Source organism: Geomonas agri (genome assembly GCF_020179605.1).
Taxonomy (GTDB): domain Bacteria; phylum Desulfobacterota; class Desulfuromonadia; order Geobacterales; family Geobacteraceae; genus Geomonas; species Geomonas agri.
In genome coordinates this window covers 63822-80818 of sequence record NZ_JAINZO010000001.1, presented here as the reverse complement: position 1 = coordinate 80818, position 16997 = coordinate 63822, and the positions used below count along the sequence as shown (strand labels likewise).

Genomic DNA, 16997 nt, shown 5'->3' with positions numbered 1-16997 from the left:
ACTTCGTGGTCTATTCTGCGGTGTCATCTGCTACTTGGTCATCTTCACCTCCTTTTCTATTAAGGATGTAATCTGCTGACTTCTGAGCTTGTGCTGCGGCATGGATCAAGAGCGTCTTGTCGTTCTTAAGAGCTTTCAGCCACCCAGCGATATAAGCAGCACTATTTTCGATGGTGATGTTCTCAATCCCAGTGTACCCGCATAGGAATGCTGCTGACATCTCAGCCACAAGTTCTTCTTTGCTGTACTCGTGGGAACCAAAGTAGCTCAGCTCAATGATCCCTTTACGGCCAACCCTACTGGCATGGCCGGTGCTATGTGACAACTCATGGTACAAGCAGCAGTAGTATTCCTCTGGTGTTTCAAACGAGCTAAGGTGTGGTAACTGCACATAATCAAGAGTTGGTGAGTAGTATGCTCTGTTGCCTCCGAACCTAATGTCTGGTCTGTGTGGCATCCCCATAGTAATCTGCTCTGGCAACGGTAATGGCTGGTGATCGTTGATTGCCACCGGAGACTCTGGATGCGTGACACCCTCAGTCTGCTCAAGGTTGAACACGCTATAGTACCGGACTAATGGAACCTTGCCATTACGGCCCTCCTCACTATCAGCACCATCGACATCCTTACGATTAACCCATTTCCAGAACACCACAGGTACGCTGCGTGATCCCTTGATGACATGACCACCACGATCTTGCACCTGTTTGAAAGTCATCCAATATGGAGAGCTGAACTCCTGACATGCCAAAATGAAAACATTGACACCTCTGTACTCACGACCACTGATGTTCTTCGGATAGTTGCCACCTGCACTCCATGTCTTCCTCCATGGTACGGTTCCTTGCTCCAATAACTCCATGATTCGGCTGTTGATGAGATCGTAGACTTTACACATGGTTACTCCTCCTTTTGATTGTGTAGGACAGTAGACGCACCTGTGCCTCGATGGCATATACATATTGTCCTAGTTAATGATTGCCTGGAAACAAGATTGCGGTTGACTGAAGGCGAGACTAGATTGGATATAAAGTAAAAGACATAAAAAAAGGCCTTGCACATCATGCAAGGCCTACTAAGACGTATTCATTATATTGTTATGACTTTAAATAAGTATTGCTCAACAGCAATCCAAAGTAACCATGATGGAAATTTCTGTACATGATTGTTGCTACTAACTGCCCATCATCTATCCAAGTGCCTCGGATATCATCCATAAGCCTGTAAAATTGTTTTTCAAAAAGCTGAAATAAAACTCCATCGATTTCAGCAGCTTTATGAAAAAGAGTTACCATTTTATCAGTGTTCTGAGAGTCAATAAGGAGAGAATGAACATTGTTACACTGGGCATCAATATTGTAATTAGACAGTGACTTTTCGATCAATTTATATGCTACCATGGCGCCAGTCAAAATAATCCTATGATACCACTCTGACAGCTCACTCCAAGCTTTATTCTTAACATCGCTGGTACCAAATTGTTTGAAGTAATGTGTGTGCACATACTCTGCAACTTTGAAGCCTGGCGCCACTATTTGTTGAATGTCATAGTTAGGGAAGTAAGAGCTGTAAAGTTTCTCGTTAAATCCGAAACCACTTTTTTGTACATACTGATCGTAGTGGTTAAATGCAGCATCTACACTGGGTCCACTCCATGGATTAACAGACATAACATTCACTCCATTTTAAATATTGAATTTACACCACACTATGAGTACGGAAAAATTTAACTAGCACACCTAAGATACCTAATCCAGGCCTTGTGGCTATAATAAAAATATTTAAAGGCCTCACTCCAAGTTTGGTACTTTATGCAACTTTCGTTTACGACTGTATCCATAAAATCACTGAAATGGAGGGGATTCCTACACCTTGATCCGAAGTACATATCCAAATTGTCGTAGATCTTTTTTGTAGTAGTTTGGTCATAATCTGCTAAGAACAGTGCAGCTATGAACTCGTTAGCGCCATTGATTCCGAATGAAACATCTGGGATACCATGTCTTTTAATAAAATAATTGTATTTCTCCTCTATAAACGTTTTCAATTCATCTACCGACTTTGACCTAATCAACGCAAGGAAACGCTCATCAACAGTCATACCCCCCCCTTAGCATTACTGTAACTATAAAATCTGCATAGATGATTATTAATAGTTCAACATACTATCGCCCTCGAACAGGAGGTTGTATTTGCGTATAGTCTCAAGCATTCTATTAGCCATTGTTTCAAGAAAAGTATTGGTTGACTCAACGACATGACCAAACTCGACGCACAACTGTTGGGCAACCTGTGACAAGTCATTATTTGCAGCGTCCCCGGCTAAAGCTCCTCCAGCTAGTCCGCCAAGGACACTCCCTATTGGGCCAAATATTGACCCTATTACGCCACCAAGTGCTGCACCACCAATAGAATTAGCACCGGAACCATGCTGCAGTCTTTCTAGTGATCTATTAAAAACAACACCATAGTGATCAATCTCCCTTTGCAGAGCGTCAGATCCTTCCAGTAGACTGCCGTGAAGTCCTTTTTGTATCTTCAACGATGGCTGATAATTCATCTTTTGTTGATAATCAAGCCTATCATAATAAAACTCATACATACTATTCATAACATCTACACCCAATTCTGCAAGATTATTACTTGCATTTTGCACTATCTCGATAATAACATTTGGTTGCATCAAGTGAATACAATTCTCTAAACCATCTGTCCTTTGATACATACTCACAAGCTGATTAAATTCGCTGTACGCAGCCTCAGACACAGCATCAATTAGACTGGAGTCACTCATAAACTTAATCCTCCTCAAGTATCATAAGAATACTATTACTCTAACTATTTAAAATTCCGCAGCAAAAGAGGCAATCCAAAGGCTAATAGTTATAACGACAGCAATCTGGGCACCTCTCCGACAACAACCACCTCGCCGCCTTCCCTTTTGATGACACCTGAATAAGTCAACATGAGTGCGTTTTAAAAACCTATACTATAGAGGCATACCGAGGTGGAAGCTTTTTAATTTTAATTGCCACTAACATTTCAACCAATCTCCTACGTAGTGGAATAGAGAGAAGCCTTAATACCCCAAATGACTCCAACCACCCTCCAACACCACAATCGCCCTCGCTCACAAATATATAATGTTTTCAAATCCTTACACCAGAAAAGCCGCAAGTAATGTAGGAACTGGGGGTAGCATCAGATCAGCCTTGTACTTCTGCCACCTTTACCGGATACAGTGCCGATCATCCTACCTGAGTCGAGTGCTCTCTGTTCGTCAGCTTGCACAGCAGATTTGTGTCACCAGTCAGCTTCCACCTGAGTTCCCGCCTCCGCTGGTCATACAGTTTCACACTGTTCTTTATAGCAATGTACTGTTCATAAGAGAGTGCTTTCCTGTCAACGTCGATGATGGGGTCATTGGCCTGTTCTTTCTCTACCAGACCAGTGTTATACCAAATTTCATCTGCATCGCTAACATAAGCAACATCGACCAGTTTCTTTATCTCAAAGACGAACGCTGTCTTCATGACATCGAGCAGCACCATCTCAGTCAACTGGGTACAAATGAAGCTATCGTGGACAGTCAATATCGAGATGTTACGTTCAGTGAAGTAGGTTGTCACCTTATCCGCAATGCAAGAGTCAATGTATTGCAACTTCACACCGTATCCAGACGCGATGTATTTCTTAATCGGTTGGTGCTTTGCCTTAATGGCTAGCAGAACATCTCGTATTTGGTCTTGACTAGTGATCCCGTACTCTTTGAGCTTCCTCTTGTCGACCAATCGTTTCCACACCCCCCGAATGCAGTCCTCATCATCTTCAGCATTTACGGCTATGAGGAAGACATACTTGTTCAGTCCCCTGTTTGGAAATCCCTCAATGACGTAGGGATCTTCACCTTCAGCAGCATAATTGATCTTCTCAATCGCATACAGGAGGTGTATGTGCATCCCTGAGTAGTCAAGCTCTACTGTCGGGTCCCCGTCGATGATGATGTACTTTCTCAGGATCTTAGGGCATTCCATCCACCACGCCCCATAGAAGCGGCCTCCTTGTGTCCAACTGTTGTTGTTAAACACCCGATGGACTTTCTTTCGGGAGAGGTCAAGTCTGTATTGTCTCAGTTCGTGCTGCTCCTCTGCCGTTAGGTGATCATCGTCCACGTCGATGTAGGTTTTGTTGAGGAGGTCGTTGTAGGCCATCAGCCTCTTCCGCATGCGGGTGATGGTCGCGGGTTCATCTTCATACTCCAGATCTTCCTTAACCCAGATGGTCTTCTTGCCTTGCTTTACCTCTACCGGCACCGAACGTTTAACGATTAGCTCTTGATCTTCCCACCTGGATATCATTTTGGCCTTAACCTTGTGGCTAACAATCAAACGGATCAGTTTCCTAGCCGCTCTCATGCGGGAGGTGAAGCCGTAATATGTTCCGGTGTGCTCGTTAAAGAAGTACCCTCCGATGTGATGCTCAATGTACCCCTCGGCCTTAAGCGCATCCACTGTCTTCGTCAATGCGTCGTATTTGATTCTGAGTTTGTTATACCGTGTGCCGCCACGGTACTCATTCTCTCCACGTGAATAGGTCAGGTACTGGGTCCGGTCAACTCTCCACGCTTGATACAGATCCATCACCACCATACGGAGACACTTCACGAACCGTTTGTCCTTGAATCCAAATTCAACAGCTAAGGCTTCTATTGCCTTCACGACATTAGGGTGCTGGCTCCATCGGTGGACATCTAAAAGACGCGAATTGTCAAAGGGATTTTGTTTACCGCCATCGCTCATTGCATCAGCTCCATACAAAAAGAGGGGAGCTGTGTTAGCCTCCCCTGTTTTCAAGATACCGGTAGTGTCGGTTATTTCGGCTTGATGTCGCCTCTAAGCATCTTCACCCATGTCACGGCAGCATCTAAGCTGTTCACGTATGCAGGGGTTCCTTTTACCACAACACTTCCGTCAGCCTGCTCTTCGACGTGAGCTTCATGCATGACGATGGTTCTCATCCCAGAGTTCATGCACGAATCAGTGGCCGCATCATTAATGATTACATAAGGCGGTTTGCACGGCCTCGTATCCTGGTCGGCAACTGTCGGACTACTCATCGCCTTCACCATACTTCCTGACAATGTAGTCAGCGATCCAAGCAGCCTTCCGGCTTACGAGATCAGAAACCTTGTCAGGTGTCTTAGTAGCCACCTTGGCGAGTTCCTTGTTGAAGGCGATCCCAGCAAGCGTTTCTCTCTGACTCTGAATGCGCTTGTCTAGGCTCTCGTTGGTGATCGCCTTAGCAATGCGGTTAAGGTGCTTCTGGCCATCGTCCGTACCAGCAAACGTGGCTATCACGGTATCGGTAAACAGCTTAGTGACTTCTTCTACGGTGTAATTCTTTACTTCCATGTGTTTTCGTTGGGCCTCCAGCCCTGTCTTTCTTGTTGCACCACAGGGTGTTATCCCTTATGATGACGTTGGTTGATGTGCTCCCTCAGGGTTTCATTGACCTTGCCCCTTGGACTGTTCCCGCAGTCTCTTGGGGCTTTTTACTTTTTGGCTGTCGGACCATCCTCAAGCCAAAGACCTCCTTGCATTAGATATCAAGGAATCTAATGTGAGACTTCCCTAACTGTTCTTCTGCATCTTTGATCAACTTAGAGGGCAAACCTCTTGTGTATAGCTTGCTAAAATCTTCTATGACTTCAAAGTCGTAGCTCACACCTATTTCAGGATCATCTGCATACCAAACCTGGCTTTGGAGAAGAAACTTACCCTTGCGAGTGGTGTAAAGGTCGTAGGTGAACATTTTGGTATCATCTGGCTCACCAATCGTCATAGTCGACAAATGCTTGCCGATGAACCTAGCCTTTTCAATGCTCAAGCCATTACGGTAGATACCCTTCATAGCTTCACATTCCTTAAACTCCGTCCCTTCAAGGTCCTTTTGTACTAGGTACTGCCGCAGAGCTTGTACAATTACCTTGGAGATAGACTCTCCTGCGACCTCCTGCGCTCGTTGAAAGATCTGCATGTCTTCGTCTGCAACATAGATATTTTTGTTTGGCATCGCTCCTCCGTTCTGCGTATGAGCATATATACGCGCATAGACTATTACTGTCAATCCGAAAAAATCATGGCGTGTGAAATTTCTTGGTCGTCATGCACTTCCGCGGCCTCTCTGTGAACCATTCACCCCTGTTAGCACCAGCACAACATCCCGTTTTTATTACTTTGATTTGGAGCAACGGGTTCTACACCCTGAGACAATGCCACTACATCAACCACTTAGACAACAACCGACACATCTATGACGCTTAACTCTGAAAAACTGTGTCTATCTGACTGCTGGGAAACCAATACATATCAGCAGGTTTAGGTTCTGGCGACTCGGATCGAAGGCGATTGTTTGCGAAGCAAATAAGCGACTGAGGCCGAAACAGGTTTCTTCTCAACCGACGACCATATTAGCCTTCTAGCTGGTGTTCTCTTACAGGGTGACACTTGACCATGGCTTCCGACTAAGAGGTTCTTATATTCTGGCAGAAGTCATGCCGGGGTTGTCTTTCGGAGCAAATGGACTCTGCCATATCAACCACTCTACTCGGCCTATATATATAAAATGAAATCACCTTGGGGATTTGCTTTTCTTACTATCTGCTTATGTGACCGGATACCTTGAGCACCTACCACCTCCATGTTTCTTCAAAGGCGTCGAGACTTGGCGAACGTACGGTAGGTGGATGTGTTGGTACTACTCACCCCATGCCCTTTAAATGCCAATAACCGCACTATTCCACTCGGCAACCATTCATACATGAAAAGTTGTCTATTCCATTTGCATGCTGGTCACTTAAGGTCGAAGATGAGGAGTATGTTTAATATGCTGATGATAATTGGTGTTCTGTTTGTTGGAGAGAGTGCCTCAGGTGGGTAGTCTGGTCTGTGCCGAGGGGGGTATGCGGAATAGTGAGAATGTTGCTGTTGTGGGGGAATGAGCACTGACAGGGTTCTAGCCTCTACCTGCGTCATTATCTGCGCCTACATAACAAAAAAGCCAGCTAGCTATGAAAGCTAACTGGCCGTTATCGTTTGGTTGCGGGGACAGGATTTGAACCTGTGACCTTCGGGTTATGAGAGCAACCGACCGTTCTCACCCACTTAAAGAAAACCAACAACTTGCTAAAATCTCGAGCGGTTAGCCGCTCACTGATGATTTACCGTGTATCACATGTTAACCATGTTTGCAACACTTTAGGGTACAACACAGGGTACGAAAAATTGTTTCGAAGGCTACCGAAAAACGAAATCCAGATGTCAATTAACCTACCATAGGCATTCTTCGACTTCAAACTGTAATGGCCCGATATTTTGAAAGAGATGGGTCGGCCTTGGACGCCGATGTTGGGTCAATTTTCAAAGCCGATCGACCTCCCGTCAAAGAGCACCGCCTTGGTAGCGCTCGTGCGCACACCAAATCCCATCGTCATCATCTGTCTGTGCCCCATCAACTGCGCCAGCGCAGGTGCCGTATTTTCGGTTGCCCGTGCCAAAGGTGGTGACCGTTACACCATGGCCTCAACGGGTCGACCGGTTGAGCGGGCACCATGAGGGTCCCTATCAGCATTTGCCCAACTCTCCGGTTAAATTAGCGTCCGACAAAGATACAGCCCGTCGCCGCTACGACATCACATCAATTCAGAGAAAGTCACAGGCGGTCCTGCGACAACCGCCGCTTTTGGCAGCGCAGGACGCCGCGTTCATACATGACCGGGGACTTTGCAGGCCGATATTGGGTTAAAGTGTGACGCCGAATCAATACACTGATGGTAGAATATTACGAAGGAAGCAGTCTAAGATCAGGAGGCGATCATGCTGGTGCGAATCAACGAACTGCCTGACGATATGCTCGAATTTGAGGCGAGGGGAGAGGTGACCGGGGCCGACTATCGGTCGGTGCTCATTCCGGCGGTTGAGGAACTGTTGGCTCGGCAGATTAAGATACGGTTCCTTTACCACTTGGGGCAGGAGTTCACCGGGTTTGAAGCTAAAGCCATTTGGGAGGATGCCAAAGTTGGATTGCAGCATCTTGCCGCCTGGGAGCGGGTGGCGGTGGTCACGGACGTGGGATGGATCGCCACGGCGGTTAAGGGGTTCGGCTTTTTCATGCCCGGACAGGTCAGGATTTTCTCTAACGACGACCTGAAACATGCTCGGCGCTGGCTGAGCGAATAGAGTGGCGCCATGGCCAAGAGCACCGAATCATTTTCGTCATTATCCGTTGAGGAGACCCTGCGAGAGTTGCGGACGGACAGGGCCAACGGCCTCTCATCGAGCGAGGCAAGCCAAAGGCTGAAACTCTACGGGTACAACGAAATACCAGAAAAGATCGAGTCGCTGGGGCATAGGCTACTGAGGCGTTTCTGGGGACCGATCCCGGGGATGATCGAAATCGCCGCGCTTTTGTCCGCGTTAGTCGCCAAATGGGACGATTTCACCATCATTCTGGCTCTCCTGATGACCAATGTGGGGATAGACTTCTGGCAGGAATCGAAGGCCCTTAACGCCCTCACGGTACTGAAAGAGAAGCTGGCCAAAACGGCCCTTGTACTTCGCGACGGCGGGTTCCAGACCATCGATGCCAAGAGCCTTGTGCCGGGTGACATCGTCAAAGTCAGGATCGGCGACCTGATTCCAGCGGACATAAAACTCATCGCGGGGGATTACATCCTTGCGGACCAGTCGGCGCTTACTGGTGAGTCTTTGCCGGCAAGCAAGAAGGAAGGTGACATAGCCTACGCCAATTCAGTGGTGAAACAGGGGGAGATGCTTGGCGTCGTTACCAACACCGCGCTAAACACCTTCTTCGGCAAAACAGTGGCGCTGGTCGCTCAGGCGCAGCAGGAAGAGAAGAGCCATTTTCAGAAAGCGGTCATCAACATCGGCAATTACTTGATCATTCTTACCGTCTTCCTTGTGGCACTCATCCTGTTCACCGCGATGTTTCGCCACGAGAACATGCTGGAGATCCTAAGATTTGCCCTGGTCCTGACGGTCGCCGCGATTCCCGTGGCAATGCCTGCCATACTTTCGGTGACCATGGCGGTGGGAGCCATGAACCTTGCCAAGAAGCATGCGGTAGTTAGCCGTTTGGTCGCCATCGAAGAACTTGCCGGGGTTGATATCCTCTGTTCCGACAAGACCGGGACCTTGACGCAGAACAGGATGACCGTCGCGGACCCGTCGCCCGCCAAGGGCCATGACCTGAACGAACTGCTCCTCTGTGCCGCCCTCGCCTCCAGGGAAGAAAACGAAGACCCGATCGAGCGCCCCATCTTCGACCTGCTCAAGGCCAGTGGCGGTACCGAACTTGCTCAATACAGGCAGATATCCTTCACTCCGTTCGACCCGGTGAACAAGAGGACAGAGGCTGTTGTCGAAGCGGGGGGCGAGCGTTCCGTTGTCACCAAGGGGGCCCCGCAGGTGGTTTTCTCTCTCTGCGATGAGCGTCTCGAGCACCTTGAGACAGCGAGGCGGGTTGAGGAATTCGCCGAGAGCGGTTTCCGGACCCTGGGGGTTGCGAGGAAGCGGCCCGAGGAGCAATTCTTCACTTTCCTTGGACTCATCCCCCTTTTCGACCCACCCAGGGAAGATTCGCGCAGCACCATTGATGAGGCCAAACGTCTCGGCATCGATATCAAGATGGTCACCGGCGACAACATCGCCATAGCCAGGCACATAGCCGAGGAACTCGGAATCGGCGCTGAAATTTCGAGCGCGCAGGAACTGAGTGGGGCAAGCACCCGGGAGTTGGTTCTTTTGGGTGAGGTGGTTGCGAAGGCGGTATTTGGGAAGCTGTCACCCGACGTGAAAGAAGAGGAGGCACTGCGTTTCGGGAAGTCGGTGGCGCAGGCCCTTGAAAGGGAATTCGGAGCTTTGGCTTTGCCCAAGGGATACGTGCACAGTCACGAATCGGAGATCATCACGCTTATCGAAGGTGCCGACGGATTCGCCCAGGTTTTCCCCGAGGACAAGTATCTCATCGTGGACAAACTGCAGAAGGGAGGCCATATCGTCGGCATGACCGGCGACGGAGTCAACGACGCTCCCGCCTTGAAAAAAGCAGATGCCGGCATAGCGGTCTCCGGAGCGACAGACGCGGCACGGGCCGCGGCCGATCTGATTCTGCTCACACCAGGACTATCGGTCATAGTCGAGGCGATAAAGGGGGCGAGGATCACCTTCGAGAGGATGAAAAGCTACAGCATCTACCGGATCGCGGAGACCATCCGGGTGATTCTTTTCATGACCGCTTCGATTCTCATATTCAACTTCTACCCTGTCACCGCGATCATGATCATCATACTGGCGTTTCTTAACGACATCCCTATCCTCGCCACAGCCTTAGACAACACCAAGGCTGATGATCGGCCGATCCGCTGGAATATGACCGAAGTGATGACCATAGCGACGGTGCTCGGCGTCCTGGGCGTAATCGCGAGTTTCGGTATCTTCTACCTAGCCAAACTCTATCTGAAACTCCCCCCCGACGTGGTGCAAAGTTTCGTCTTTTTAAAACTAGCCATCGCCGGTCATCTCACCATATTCGTGACCCGTACCGAACGCCGGTTCTGGCAACCGCCCTACCCGGCCTCACTGCTCTTCTGGGCGGCAGTCTCGACCAAGATGGCGGCCACACTCTTCGCGGTCTACGGCTGGTTCATCGCACCCATCGGCTGGGGCTACGCCCTGCTGGTCTGGGGCTACGCCCTTGTCTGGTTCTTCATTAACGATTTGGCCAAGATCGAGGTCTACCGACTGCTGCGCAAGGGGCGGGTAATCGCCTGACCCTCTCCTCGCTGCAGCATATCGTCGCTCATCGTTTCCCCTATCCTACCGGACGCGGCTCATGCTTCATGAGGAGGATGGAGCAAGGCAGCGTCCTGATCAGCCCGTGGTTATCGGGGAACAGCAGGTTCTCAAGACGGGACTGCTCGTGGGCTAGGACAACCAGCAGATCGACCTTCTCCTCCCGTACTATCCTGGTTATCTCGGGGAGGGGATCACGATCCGTCACCAATCCGGTAACCGACAATGTTGTCGGCACCTCTTCCCTGATCACCCTCTCCAGATCCTCCCGGGGTTGCTCCTCGATGCTGCTGATCGTTTTGTATTTTTCCCCCTTGATGAACAGACTCGGCGCGTTCAACGCCTCCTGGTCCACAGGATTTGAGATGACCCGCAGTACGAGGAGGTCGGCCTGGAAGCATGTAGCCAGCATGCCCCCGTAGCGCACGGCGTCCCGCGTATACTGGGAAAGGCGGTTCACAACGAGAATTTTCGCGAATCTCATGGCTTTTCCTCCGAAAGTACAATGGAATGAAGACTCCGTACCGGCAGCCTCTCCACTCATTATACGCTTTGCGCACACTTTGCTGAATTCATTAGTCCGTAGCTGATGTAGTACATCGCATAATAAGTTGTCGATCGTCATCCAATTTCAACCCAACATCGGTATTTTGAGACTCACCTCTCAATCTGTAAAGGCTCAATAGTTCATAGGGGGGGCACCGTGGGGACGCCGATACTGGCTTAAAATTCGAAGCCTTTCCACAAACATGGATGTCGATACTGGGGCAAAATACCGTTTAATTTGGGCAACGTATTGTTTAAAAATTAGCCACAACCTATGTTGACTGTCGGCTCAACAACATGAAGCCGATGGTACCGGAGAGCACGGAAGTGAGCAAAATGCTGAGCTTAGAGCTCTCAACAACTGTGGAGTCTCCGAAAGCAAGCAGCGTGATAAAAATAGACATTGTAAATCCTATTCCGCCAAGAAAACCAACGCTGATGATATGCTTCCAGCCAACACGATTCGGCAACTTTGACAGTCCTGCTTTAACTGAGAGGTAGCTAAACAAGAATATTCCCAACGGCTTGCCTCCCAGTAAGCCTGCTATAATGCCTAGACTATTGGAAGTCGCAAGTCCTTCTGCCCAGTTTCCAGTCAACGTGATACCTGTATTGGCTAGAGCGAAAATTGGCATAATGAAAAAGGCAACAGGCTTATGTAAAAAGTGCTGTAGCCTATATGATGGCGAATTGTTCCGGATTTGCCGGAATGGAATAGCAAATGCTAACAAGACCCCGGCAATGGTGGCGTGGACACCAGACTTGAGCATAAAAAACCACATGATGCCACCTAGAATGAGATAAACAGAAAGGCGATTTATGTTGCAGCGGTTTAGCAGCAGGAGTAGACCAAATATCGCTAAAGCCAAGGTAAAATAAATCAATGAAAAGTCTGCCACGTAAAAAACAGCAATGACTATAATAGCGCCTAAATCATCAATGATGGCCAGAGCTGCCAGAAAAACCTTAAGCGAAGTTGGCACTTTGTTTCCCACCAGGGATAAGATTCCAAGTGCGAAAGCGATATCCGTTGCCATGGGGATTCCAGCGCCGTGCACTGTTGCTGTCTCTCGATTGAGGAGGAAGTGAAACAGTGCCGGTGTCGCCATGCCACCAATGGCTGCGGCAATCGGTAGCAAAGCGTTTTGTCGGTTAGATAGTTCGCCAACATATATTTCTCTCTCGATTTCCAACCCGATCAGCAAGAAAAAAATAGCCATAAGTCCGTCGTTGATCCAGTATTGTAGGCTGTGTCCAAGAATTTCATAATGCCACGTACCAATATACAGGGACCGACCGGATGAATTTGCCATTAGTATGGAAAAAACGGTGCAAACAATTAGCAGAACTCCTGAAGTTTTTTCGCTCTCGAAAAAGTCGAAAAAAAGTCCCGTAATTTTTTTGTAATTTTTCCTTACAACCCTTGCCACCATTTTTACTCCACAATAAAATATATTAAGGTTATTGCTGCCTTTGCACTACAAATATGGATTGCTCAGCTGTATGTTAATTTCAAGCATATATGAGGTAAATTTTCAAAAACGTTTACCATCAAAAGATATTGCGCGTCCCTGTTTAAAAAGTATGATCTTTTTGCTTATGATCGCACCTTCCGTCCGAATTTTGTTAAAAGAGGGAACTCCATGCCAGAGCAGGATCGTCAGCAAGGCACTTGTGCCAGACGTTAACGCTCTCCGTCGCACCGTAAATGTAGGAATTATTGGTAAGGGTTCCCCCGAAATGGTACCCCCCCTTTGCAAAGGTAATGTTAATTCCGGGGGCGTAGGCGCGCACGGTTGACCACAGCAGCCTGGCGCCGCAAGCTGCAGAAAGTTCCCCTATGCGCTGCAGCAACAGCAGGGCGAGTCCCTTCCCCCGGTGCTCGGGCAGTACGACGAAGTGAGCCAGTTCTGCCGTGCCCGTTGTCGGATCGAAGATCGCTGCGCATGCCGCAACCAGAATGCCTTCGATCCACAGTCCAAGGAAGAGGTCGCCCCGCCCCAGGAAGTTGTGGAGGAAGATCGGATCGTCCACCGCTGCTGGCTTGGCAACTCCGACCCTGCGGTACAGCGAGACCACGTCGCCGATCTCGGAAGGTTCCACTAACCTAAGAGCTCCACCTTCGGGTAACGACACCGGACCTGCCAGAGAATGCATCTCGGTGGCCGCCAGGATTCTACTCAAAAGTAGCGGCATCCTTTCAGTATCTTGGGCTTCGCCGAAATGGCGGACGAGAAAACAGGCAGTCTCCCCTTCCCCGTAAAAATGTGGGATGGCGGCCTCCAGCCGATACCCAGCGCCGACGAAGTGCCGGACGTGGGCGGCGGGGACCCTGGCACTGACATTGGTGTACCCACGGGAGCTGGCCAGAAGTTCCAAGTGACGGATGACACCCGGGGCCTCCTCCGGATCCAACAGGGCCAGTGTCGCCCTACGTGCAGCCGGATCATGCTGCACCAATGAATTGCCAAAGATTTCTACGTGCTCAGCCATAGTTCCTCCTATAGTGGTACCCTTTCAGCCGTCACAGCACTGTGCCTCGTACTCACAGTTCTCAAGGATGCCTACCATGGAATTGAGCACCCCCAGTAGTTCCGACTGCTGGTTCAGGTAGTACGTTGCCGCCGACAGCTCGTTCTTGCCGACGTGCACGCCGAAGACGTCGCTGCGCGGCAGTCGGAACACCTCCTCGTCGGTCTCGTCATCGCCAAAATAGATCGCCCTGCTGCACCCCAGTTCCTCCATGGCGGCCGCCAGCGCCTCCCCCTTGCCGCAGGCCTCCGCTGGAAGCACGTTGACCACGAACTTGCCGCCGATGGTGCGCGGTTGCGGCTGGAGATCACCGATGGCCGCCTGGATCATCGCCAGCGCCCGCTGCGGGTCGTCGCTCTTGCGGTAGTGCAGGGTGAGCGACTCCCCCTTGAACTCGATCTCCACCCCCTGCTCATAGAAGAGGGCTGTGTGCAGCCGGTCCCGCCACTTGAGACAGAGCTGGACGTGCTCCCAGCGCCGTCCGCCGCTTAGTCCCGGCCACTCCGCTCCGTGGTTCCCGATCACGAGGTGCGGCTGGAACCCAAGGATGCCGATGGCGTCCTGACGCGACCTCCCGGTTATAACGGCGACCTTGGCCAGCCCCATCAGCCTCTGCAGGGCGTTGCGCACGGGCTTGGCGACCCGGGCCTCTCCGTACTCATCGACGATGGGCGCCAGGGTGCCGTCCAGGTCGAAGGCAAAAAGGGTGTCGGGTGCCACGTGGTGCGTGAAAGCGGCGAGTTCTTCACATTGGAACAGGTAACTGGGCATTACTGGTCTCTCCTGATGCGGGCCGAGAGCTTCTCGCGCTGGCGTACGCGCGCCGCGTCGAGGAGCATGCGTCCGGCCCATCGGTACACGTTGAAGTCGCGCACCAGGGCCCGCATGCTGCGCATCCTCTCGCGCTGCTCGAACTGCGGCATGGTGAGCGCGCGGAAAATGGCCTCCGCCGTCTGTTCGATATGGTAAGGGTTAACGATCAGGGCCTCGTGCATCTCGTGGGCGGCCCCGGTGAACTGGCTCAAGACCAGCACCCCCTGGTCGTCGTCCCTCGCGGCCACAAACTCCTTGGCAACGAGGTTCATACCGTCGTGAAGACTGGTTACGATGCAGACGTCGGCGCCGCGGTAGTAGCGGTTCACCACCTCGGGTTCGTGGTGCTCGGCCTTGAGGAGGATGGGCTGCCACCCCTTGCGGGAAAAGCGCTGGTTTATGCGCTGGGCCAAGGTATGCACCTGGGCGTCGAAGGCCTGGTAATCATCCAGGGCGGAGCGGGATGGCGCGGCGATCTGCACGAAGGTGAAGGCACCCACCAGTTCGGGGTGCTGCTCCATGAGCTTCTCCACGGCCCGGAAGCGCTCCAGGATGCCCTTGGTGTAGTCGAGGCGATCGACCCCGATGCCGACCAGGTGCCCGGCCCCTTCCCCCAGTTCCCTCCTGAGCTCCTCCCGGCACTGCGCCACCGGGGGCTGCCGTTCCTGCCACGGGGGGGGCCACTGGATCGAGATCGGGTAGCTCTCCACCATGGTGAGGTTCCCCCCCCGGCTGATGGTGGACGATTCATGCTCAATGCGGGTCTCTAGGTAGCGGTCCACCGTCTCCAGGAAGTTCTTGCGATGGAACGGGGTGTGAAAGCCCAGGATCGTCGACCCCAGCATCCCCTCCAGCAACTCCTCGCGCCAGGGACAGATGCCGAAGGACTCGGGGTTGGGCCAGGGGATGTGCCAGAAGGTGATGATGGTGGCCTTGGGGAGGGCCTTGCGGATCATGCCTGGCAGCAGGGCGAAGTGATAGTCCTGCACCAGCACCACCGGGTCGTCACTGTCCGCCTCCCGCACCACGGCATCGGCGAAGCGCTGGTTCACCTCCTGGTACTGCCGCCAGTCGCTGGAGCGGAAGATCGGGCGGACGTGGGCGATGTGGCACAGGGGCCAGAGCCCCTCGTTGGCGAAGCCGTAGTAGTATCCCTGCTCCTCCTCCCTGGTGAGCCAGATGCGCCTCAGGGTGTACTCCGGGTGGTCGGGCGGGACGGCCACCCGGTCCTGCCGGTCGGTGACCAGCTGGTCCGCGCTGCCGCTGCCATGGGCGATCCAAGTCCCCGAGCAGGCGCGCATTACCGGCTCGACGGCGGTGACGAGGCCGCTTGCCGGGCGGTGCACCTCGATACCGTCCCCCTTTTTGCTGTGGATGTAGGGCTCTCGGTTGGAAACGACGATGATCCGTTCGCCGGTCAACTGCTTGTGCAGGAGGTTGCGCAGCGCTTCCGGACTCCAGGTGACGGTGGCGTCGTCGGCGAGGCGCCTTTCGCTGTCCATGGCCCGCAGCAACGCCCGCAGGTCTCCCACCAGCGGCTGCAGTTCGGGCTCGACCGTCGGCTGAGAGAACGGCCTCACGATTCCCTCCCCCCGCAGCATGGCCCGGACCCCTTCCAGCCAGCCGCGCCAGCTCAGATGGGCGACGAAGACGGTAATGGCGGAAACCATCAGGCCGAGCAGCGCAAAGAAGGCGATGATGTAATTTCGGGTATCCTCGCTGCGGCGCTCGACGAAGCTCATGTCGTGCACCAGGATCAGGGACCCCGCCCCGGCCGAGGGTATGCCGACCGGGTGCACCGCCACGTGTACCGCCCCCTGGGGGAGGTGGAGCACCCGCCCCTTGTCAGTCTCCGCGGCCGCAGGCGTCGGGCAGCCGAGCGCCTCCGGGAAGGCGGGGGTCTTGTACAAAAGCTTGCCGCGGCGGTCGCAGTACCCCAGCGCCAGAAGCCGCTCGTCCTGCACGGCCCTGTTCAACAGCGACCGGACCTTGGCGGCGTTCTCCTGCTGCAGCAACTCCACCAACTGGTCGTGCAGGGTGTTGGCAATGAGGCGCGACCGGATGTCCATGTCGCGCATGAACCAGTGCATGGTGAGCCGGTCCACCAGGGGAACCACCGTGACGGCCAGCAGCCCCAGGGCCACCGCGAGCGGCACGACGAACCTCAGGGAGAGCCTGAGCGATTTCAGGGATGAGCTCGATATCGCCTTCTTCATAGCGCCTCGCTGCGGCCGC

At 52.1% G+C, this 16997-nt stretch carries 14 protein-coding genes; 2 read left to right on the top strand and 12 right to left on the bottom strand.

Going from position 1 to position 16997, the window contains the following annotated elements:
- Positions 1 to 10: 10 nt before the first annotated feature.
- The 7 genes from K7R21_RS00380 to K7R21_RS00350 form a co-directional block, all read right to left on the bottom strand.
- On the bottom strand, positions 11 to 898 hold the full coding sequence (locus K7R21_RS00380; RefSeq protein WP_224981205.1) for an ArdC family protein: 888 nt from the start codon (positions 896 to 898) through the stop codon (positions 11 to 13).
- 199 nt (positions 899 to 1097) lie between these two features.
- The gene (locus K7R21_RS00375) at positions 1098 to 1670 is read right to left on the bottom strand and encodes a hypothetical protein (protein WP_224981204.1); all 573 of its coding nucleotides are present in this window, start codon (positions 1668 to 1670) and stop codon (positions 1098 to 1100) included.
- Positions 1671 to 1726: 56 nt separating this feature from the next.
- Complete coding sequence (locus K7R21_RS00370; RefSeq protein ID WP_224981203.1) at positions 1727 to 2101, bottom strand: hypothetical protein; 375 nt, start codon at positions 2099 to 2101, stop codon at positions 1727 to 1729.
- A 48-nt stretch (positions 2102 to 2149) separates the two neighbouring features.
- A complete protein-coding gene (locus tag K7R21_RS00365; RefSeq protein WP_224981202.1) occupies positions 2150 to 2794 on the bottom strand; it encodes a hypothetical protein in 645 nt (214 codons plus the stop codon).
- A gap of 454 nt (positions 2795 to 3248) precedes the next feature.
- Positions 3249 to 4799 carry a hypothetical protein gene (locus K7R21_RS00360; RefSeq protein ID WP_224981201.1) on the bottom strand — a complete coding sequence of 517 codons (1551 nt, stop codon included), beginning with the start codon at positions 4797 to 4799 and terminating at the stop codon, positions 3249 to 3251.
- A gap of 309 nt (positions 4800 to 5108) precedes the next feature.
- Positions 5109 to 5411 (bottom strand): hypothetical protein, encoded by a 303-nt coding sequence (locus K7R21_RS00355; RefSeq protein WP_224981200.1) that lies wholly within the window; start codon positions 5409 to 5411, stop codon positions 5109 to 5111.
- 187 nt (positions 5412 to 5598) lie between these two features.
- Positions 5599 to 6072: a hypothetical protein gene (locus tag K7R21_RS00350; RefSeq protein ID WP_224981199.1), complete on the bottom strand. Its 474-nt coding sequence runs from the start codon at positions 6070 to 6072 to the stop codon at positions 5599 to 5601.
- 1802 nt (positions 6073 to 7874) lie between these two features.
- Here K7R21_RS00350 and K7R21_RS00345 point away from each other — a divergent pair.
- Entirely contained in the window at positions 7875 to 8237 is a 363-nt protein-coding gene (locus tag K7R21_RS00345; protein WP_185244762.1) for a SpoIIAA family protein, read from the top strand.
- Positions 8238 to 8246: 9 nt separating this feature from the next.
- Positions 8247 to 10850, top strand: a complete 2604-nt coding sequence (locus tag K7R21_RS00340) for a plasma-membrane proton-efflux P-type ATPase (RefSeq protein WP_224981198.1) — start codon at positions 8247 to 8249, stop codon at positions 10848 to 10850.
- A gap of 40 nt (positions 10851 to 10890) precedes the next feature.
- On the opposite strand, the gene K7R21_RS00335 is transcribed toward K7R21_RS00340, so the two are convergent.
- From K7R21_RS00335 to K7R21_RS00315, 5 genes are all read right to left on the bottom strand, one after another.
- Positions 10891 to 11355, bottom strand: a complete 465-nt coding sequence (locus tag K7R21_RS00335) for a universal stress protein (RefSeq protein WP_185244760.1) — start codon at positions 11353 to 11355, stop codon at positions 10891 to 10893.
- A 334-nt stretch (positions 11356 to 11689) separates the two neighbouring features.
- Positions 11690 to 12850, bottom strand: coding sequence for a Na+/H+ antiporter NhaA (gene nhaA / locus K7R21_RS00330; RefSeq protein ID WP_224981197.1), 1161 nt, complete (start codon positions 12848 to 12850; stop codon positions 11690 to 11692).
- A 193-nt stretch (positions 12851 to 13043) separates the two neighbouring features.
- Positions 13044 to 13910 (bottom strand): GNAT family N-acetyltransferase, encoded by an 867-nt coding sequence (locus K7R21_RS00325; RefSeq protein ID WP_224981195.1) that lies wholly within the window; start codon positions 13908 to 13910, stop codon positions 13044 to 13046.
- A gap of 24 nt (positions 13911 to 13934) precedes the next feature.
- Positions 13935 to 14720: a trehalose-phosphatase gene (otsB, locus tag K7R21_RS00320; protein ID WP_185244757.1), complete on the bottom strand. Its 786-nt coding sequence runs from the start codon at positions 14718 to 14720 to the stop codon at positions 13935 to 13937.
- A complete protein-coding gene (locus tag K7R21_RS00315; protein WP_224981193.1) occupies positions 14720 to 16978 on the bottom strand; it encodes an alpha,alpha-trehalose-phosphate synthase (UDP-forming) in 2259 nt (752 codons plus the stop codon). Before K7R21_RS00315 ends, otsB begins: the two co-directional genes overlap by 1 nt.
- Positions 16979 to 16997 lie beyond the last annotated feature (19 nt).

Bases quoted from the DNA above. Each gene is read 5' to 3' on its own strand.
- K7R21_RS00380 (WP_224981205.1), bottom strand. From the start codon at position 898: ATGTGTAAAGTCTACGATCTCATCAACAGCCGAATCATGGAGTTATTG.
- K7R21_RS00360 (WP_224981201.1), bottom strand. From the start codon at position 4,799: ATGAGCGATGGCGGTAAACAAAATCCCTTTGACAATTCGCGTCTTTTA.
- K7R21_RS00365 (WP_224981202.1), bottom strand. From the start codon at position 2,794: ATGAGTGACTCCAGTCTAATTGATGCTGTGTCTGAGGCTGCGTACAGC.
- K7R21_RS00375 (WP_224981204.1), bottom strand. From the start codon at position 1,670: ATGTCTGTTAATCCATGGAGTGGACCCAGTGTAGATGCTGCATTTAAC.
- otsB (WP_185244757.1), bottom strand. From the start codon at position 14,720: ATGCCCAGTTACCTGTTCCAATGTGAAGAACTCGCCGCTTTCACGCAC.
- K7R21_RS00340 (WP_224981198.1), top strand. From the start codon at position 8,247: ATGGCCAAGAGCACCGAATCATTTTCGTCATTATCCGTTGAGGAGACC.
- K7R21_RS00335 (WP_185244760.1), bottom strand. From the start codon at position 11,355: ATGAGATTCGCGAAAATTCTCGTTGTGAACCGCCTTTCCCAGTATACG.
- K7R21_RS00325 (WP_224981195.1), bottom strand. From the start codon at position 13,910: ATGGCTGAGCACGTAGAAATCTTTGGCAATTCATTGGTGCAGCATGAT.
- K7R21_RS00350 (WP_224981199.1), bottom strand. From the start codon at position 6,072: ATGCCAAACAAAAATATCTATGTTGCAGACGAAGACATGCAGATCTTT.
- K7R21_RS00315 (WP_224981193.1), bottom strand. From the start codon at position 16,978: ATGAAGAAGGCGATATCGAGCTCATCCCTGAAATCGCTCAGGCTCTCC.
- K7R21_RS00355 (WP_224981200.1), bottom strand. From the start codon at position 5,411: ATGGAAGTAAAGAATTACACCGTAGAAGAAGTCACTAAGCTGTTTACC.
- nhaA (WP_224981197.1), bottom strand. From the start codon at position 12,850: ATGGTGGCAAGGGTTGTAAGGAAAAATTACAAAAAAATTACGGGACTT.
- K7R21_RS00345 (WP_185244762.1), top strand. From the start codon at position 7,875: ATGCTGGTGCGAATCAACGAACTGCCTGACGATATGCTCGAATTTGAG.
- K7R21_RS00370 (WP_224981203.1), bottom strand. From the start codon at position 2,101: ATGACTGTTGATGAGCGTTTCCTTGCGTTGATTAGGTCAAAGTCGGTA.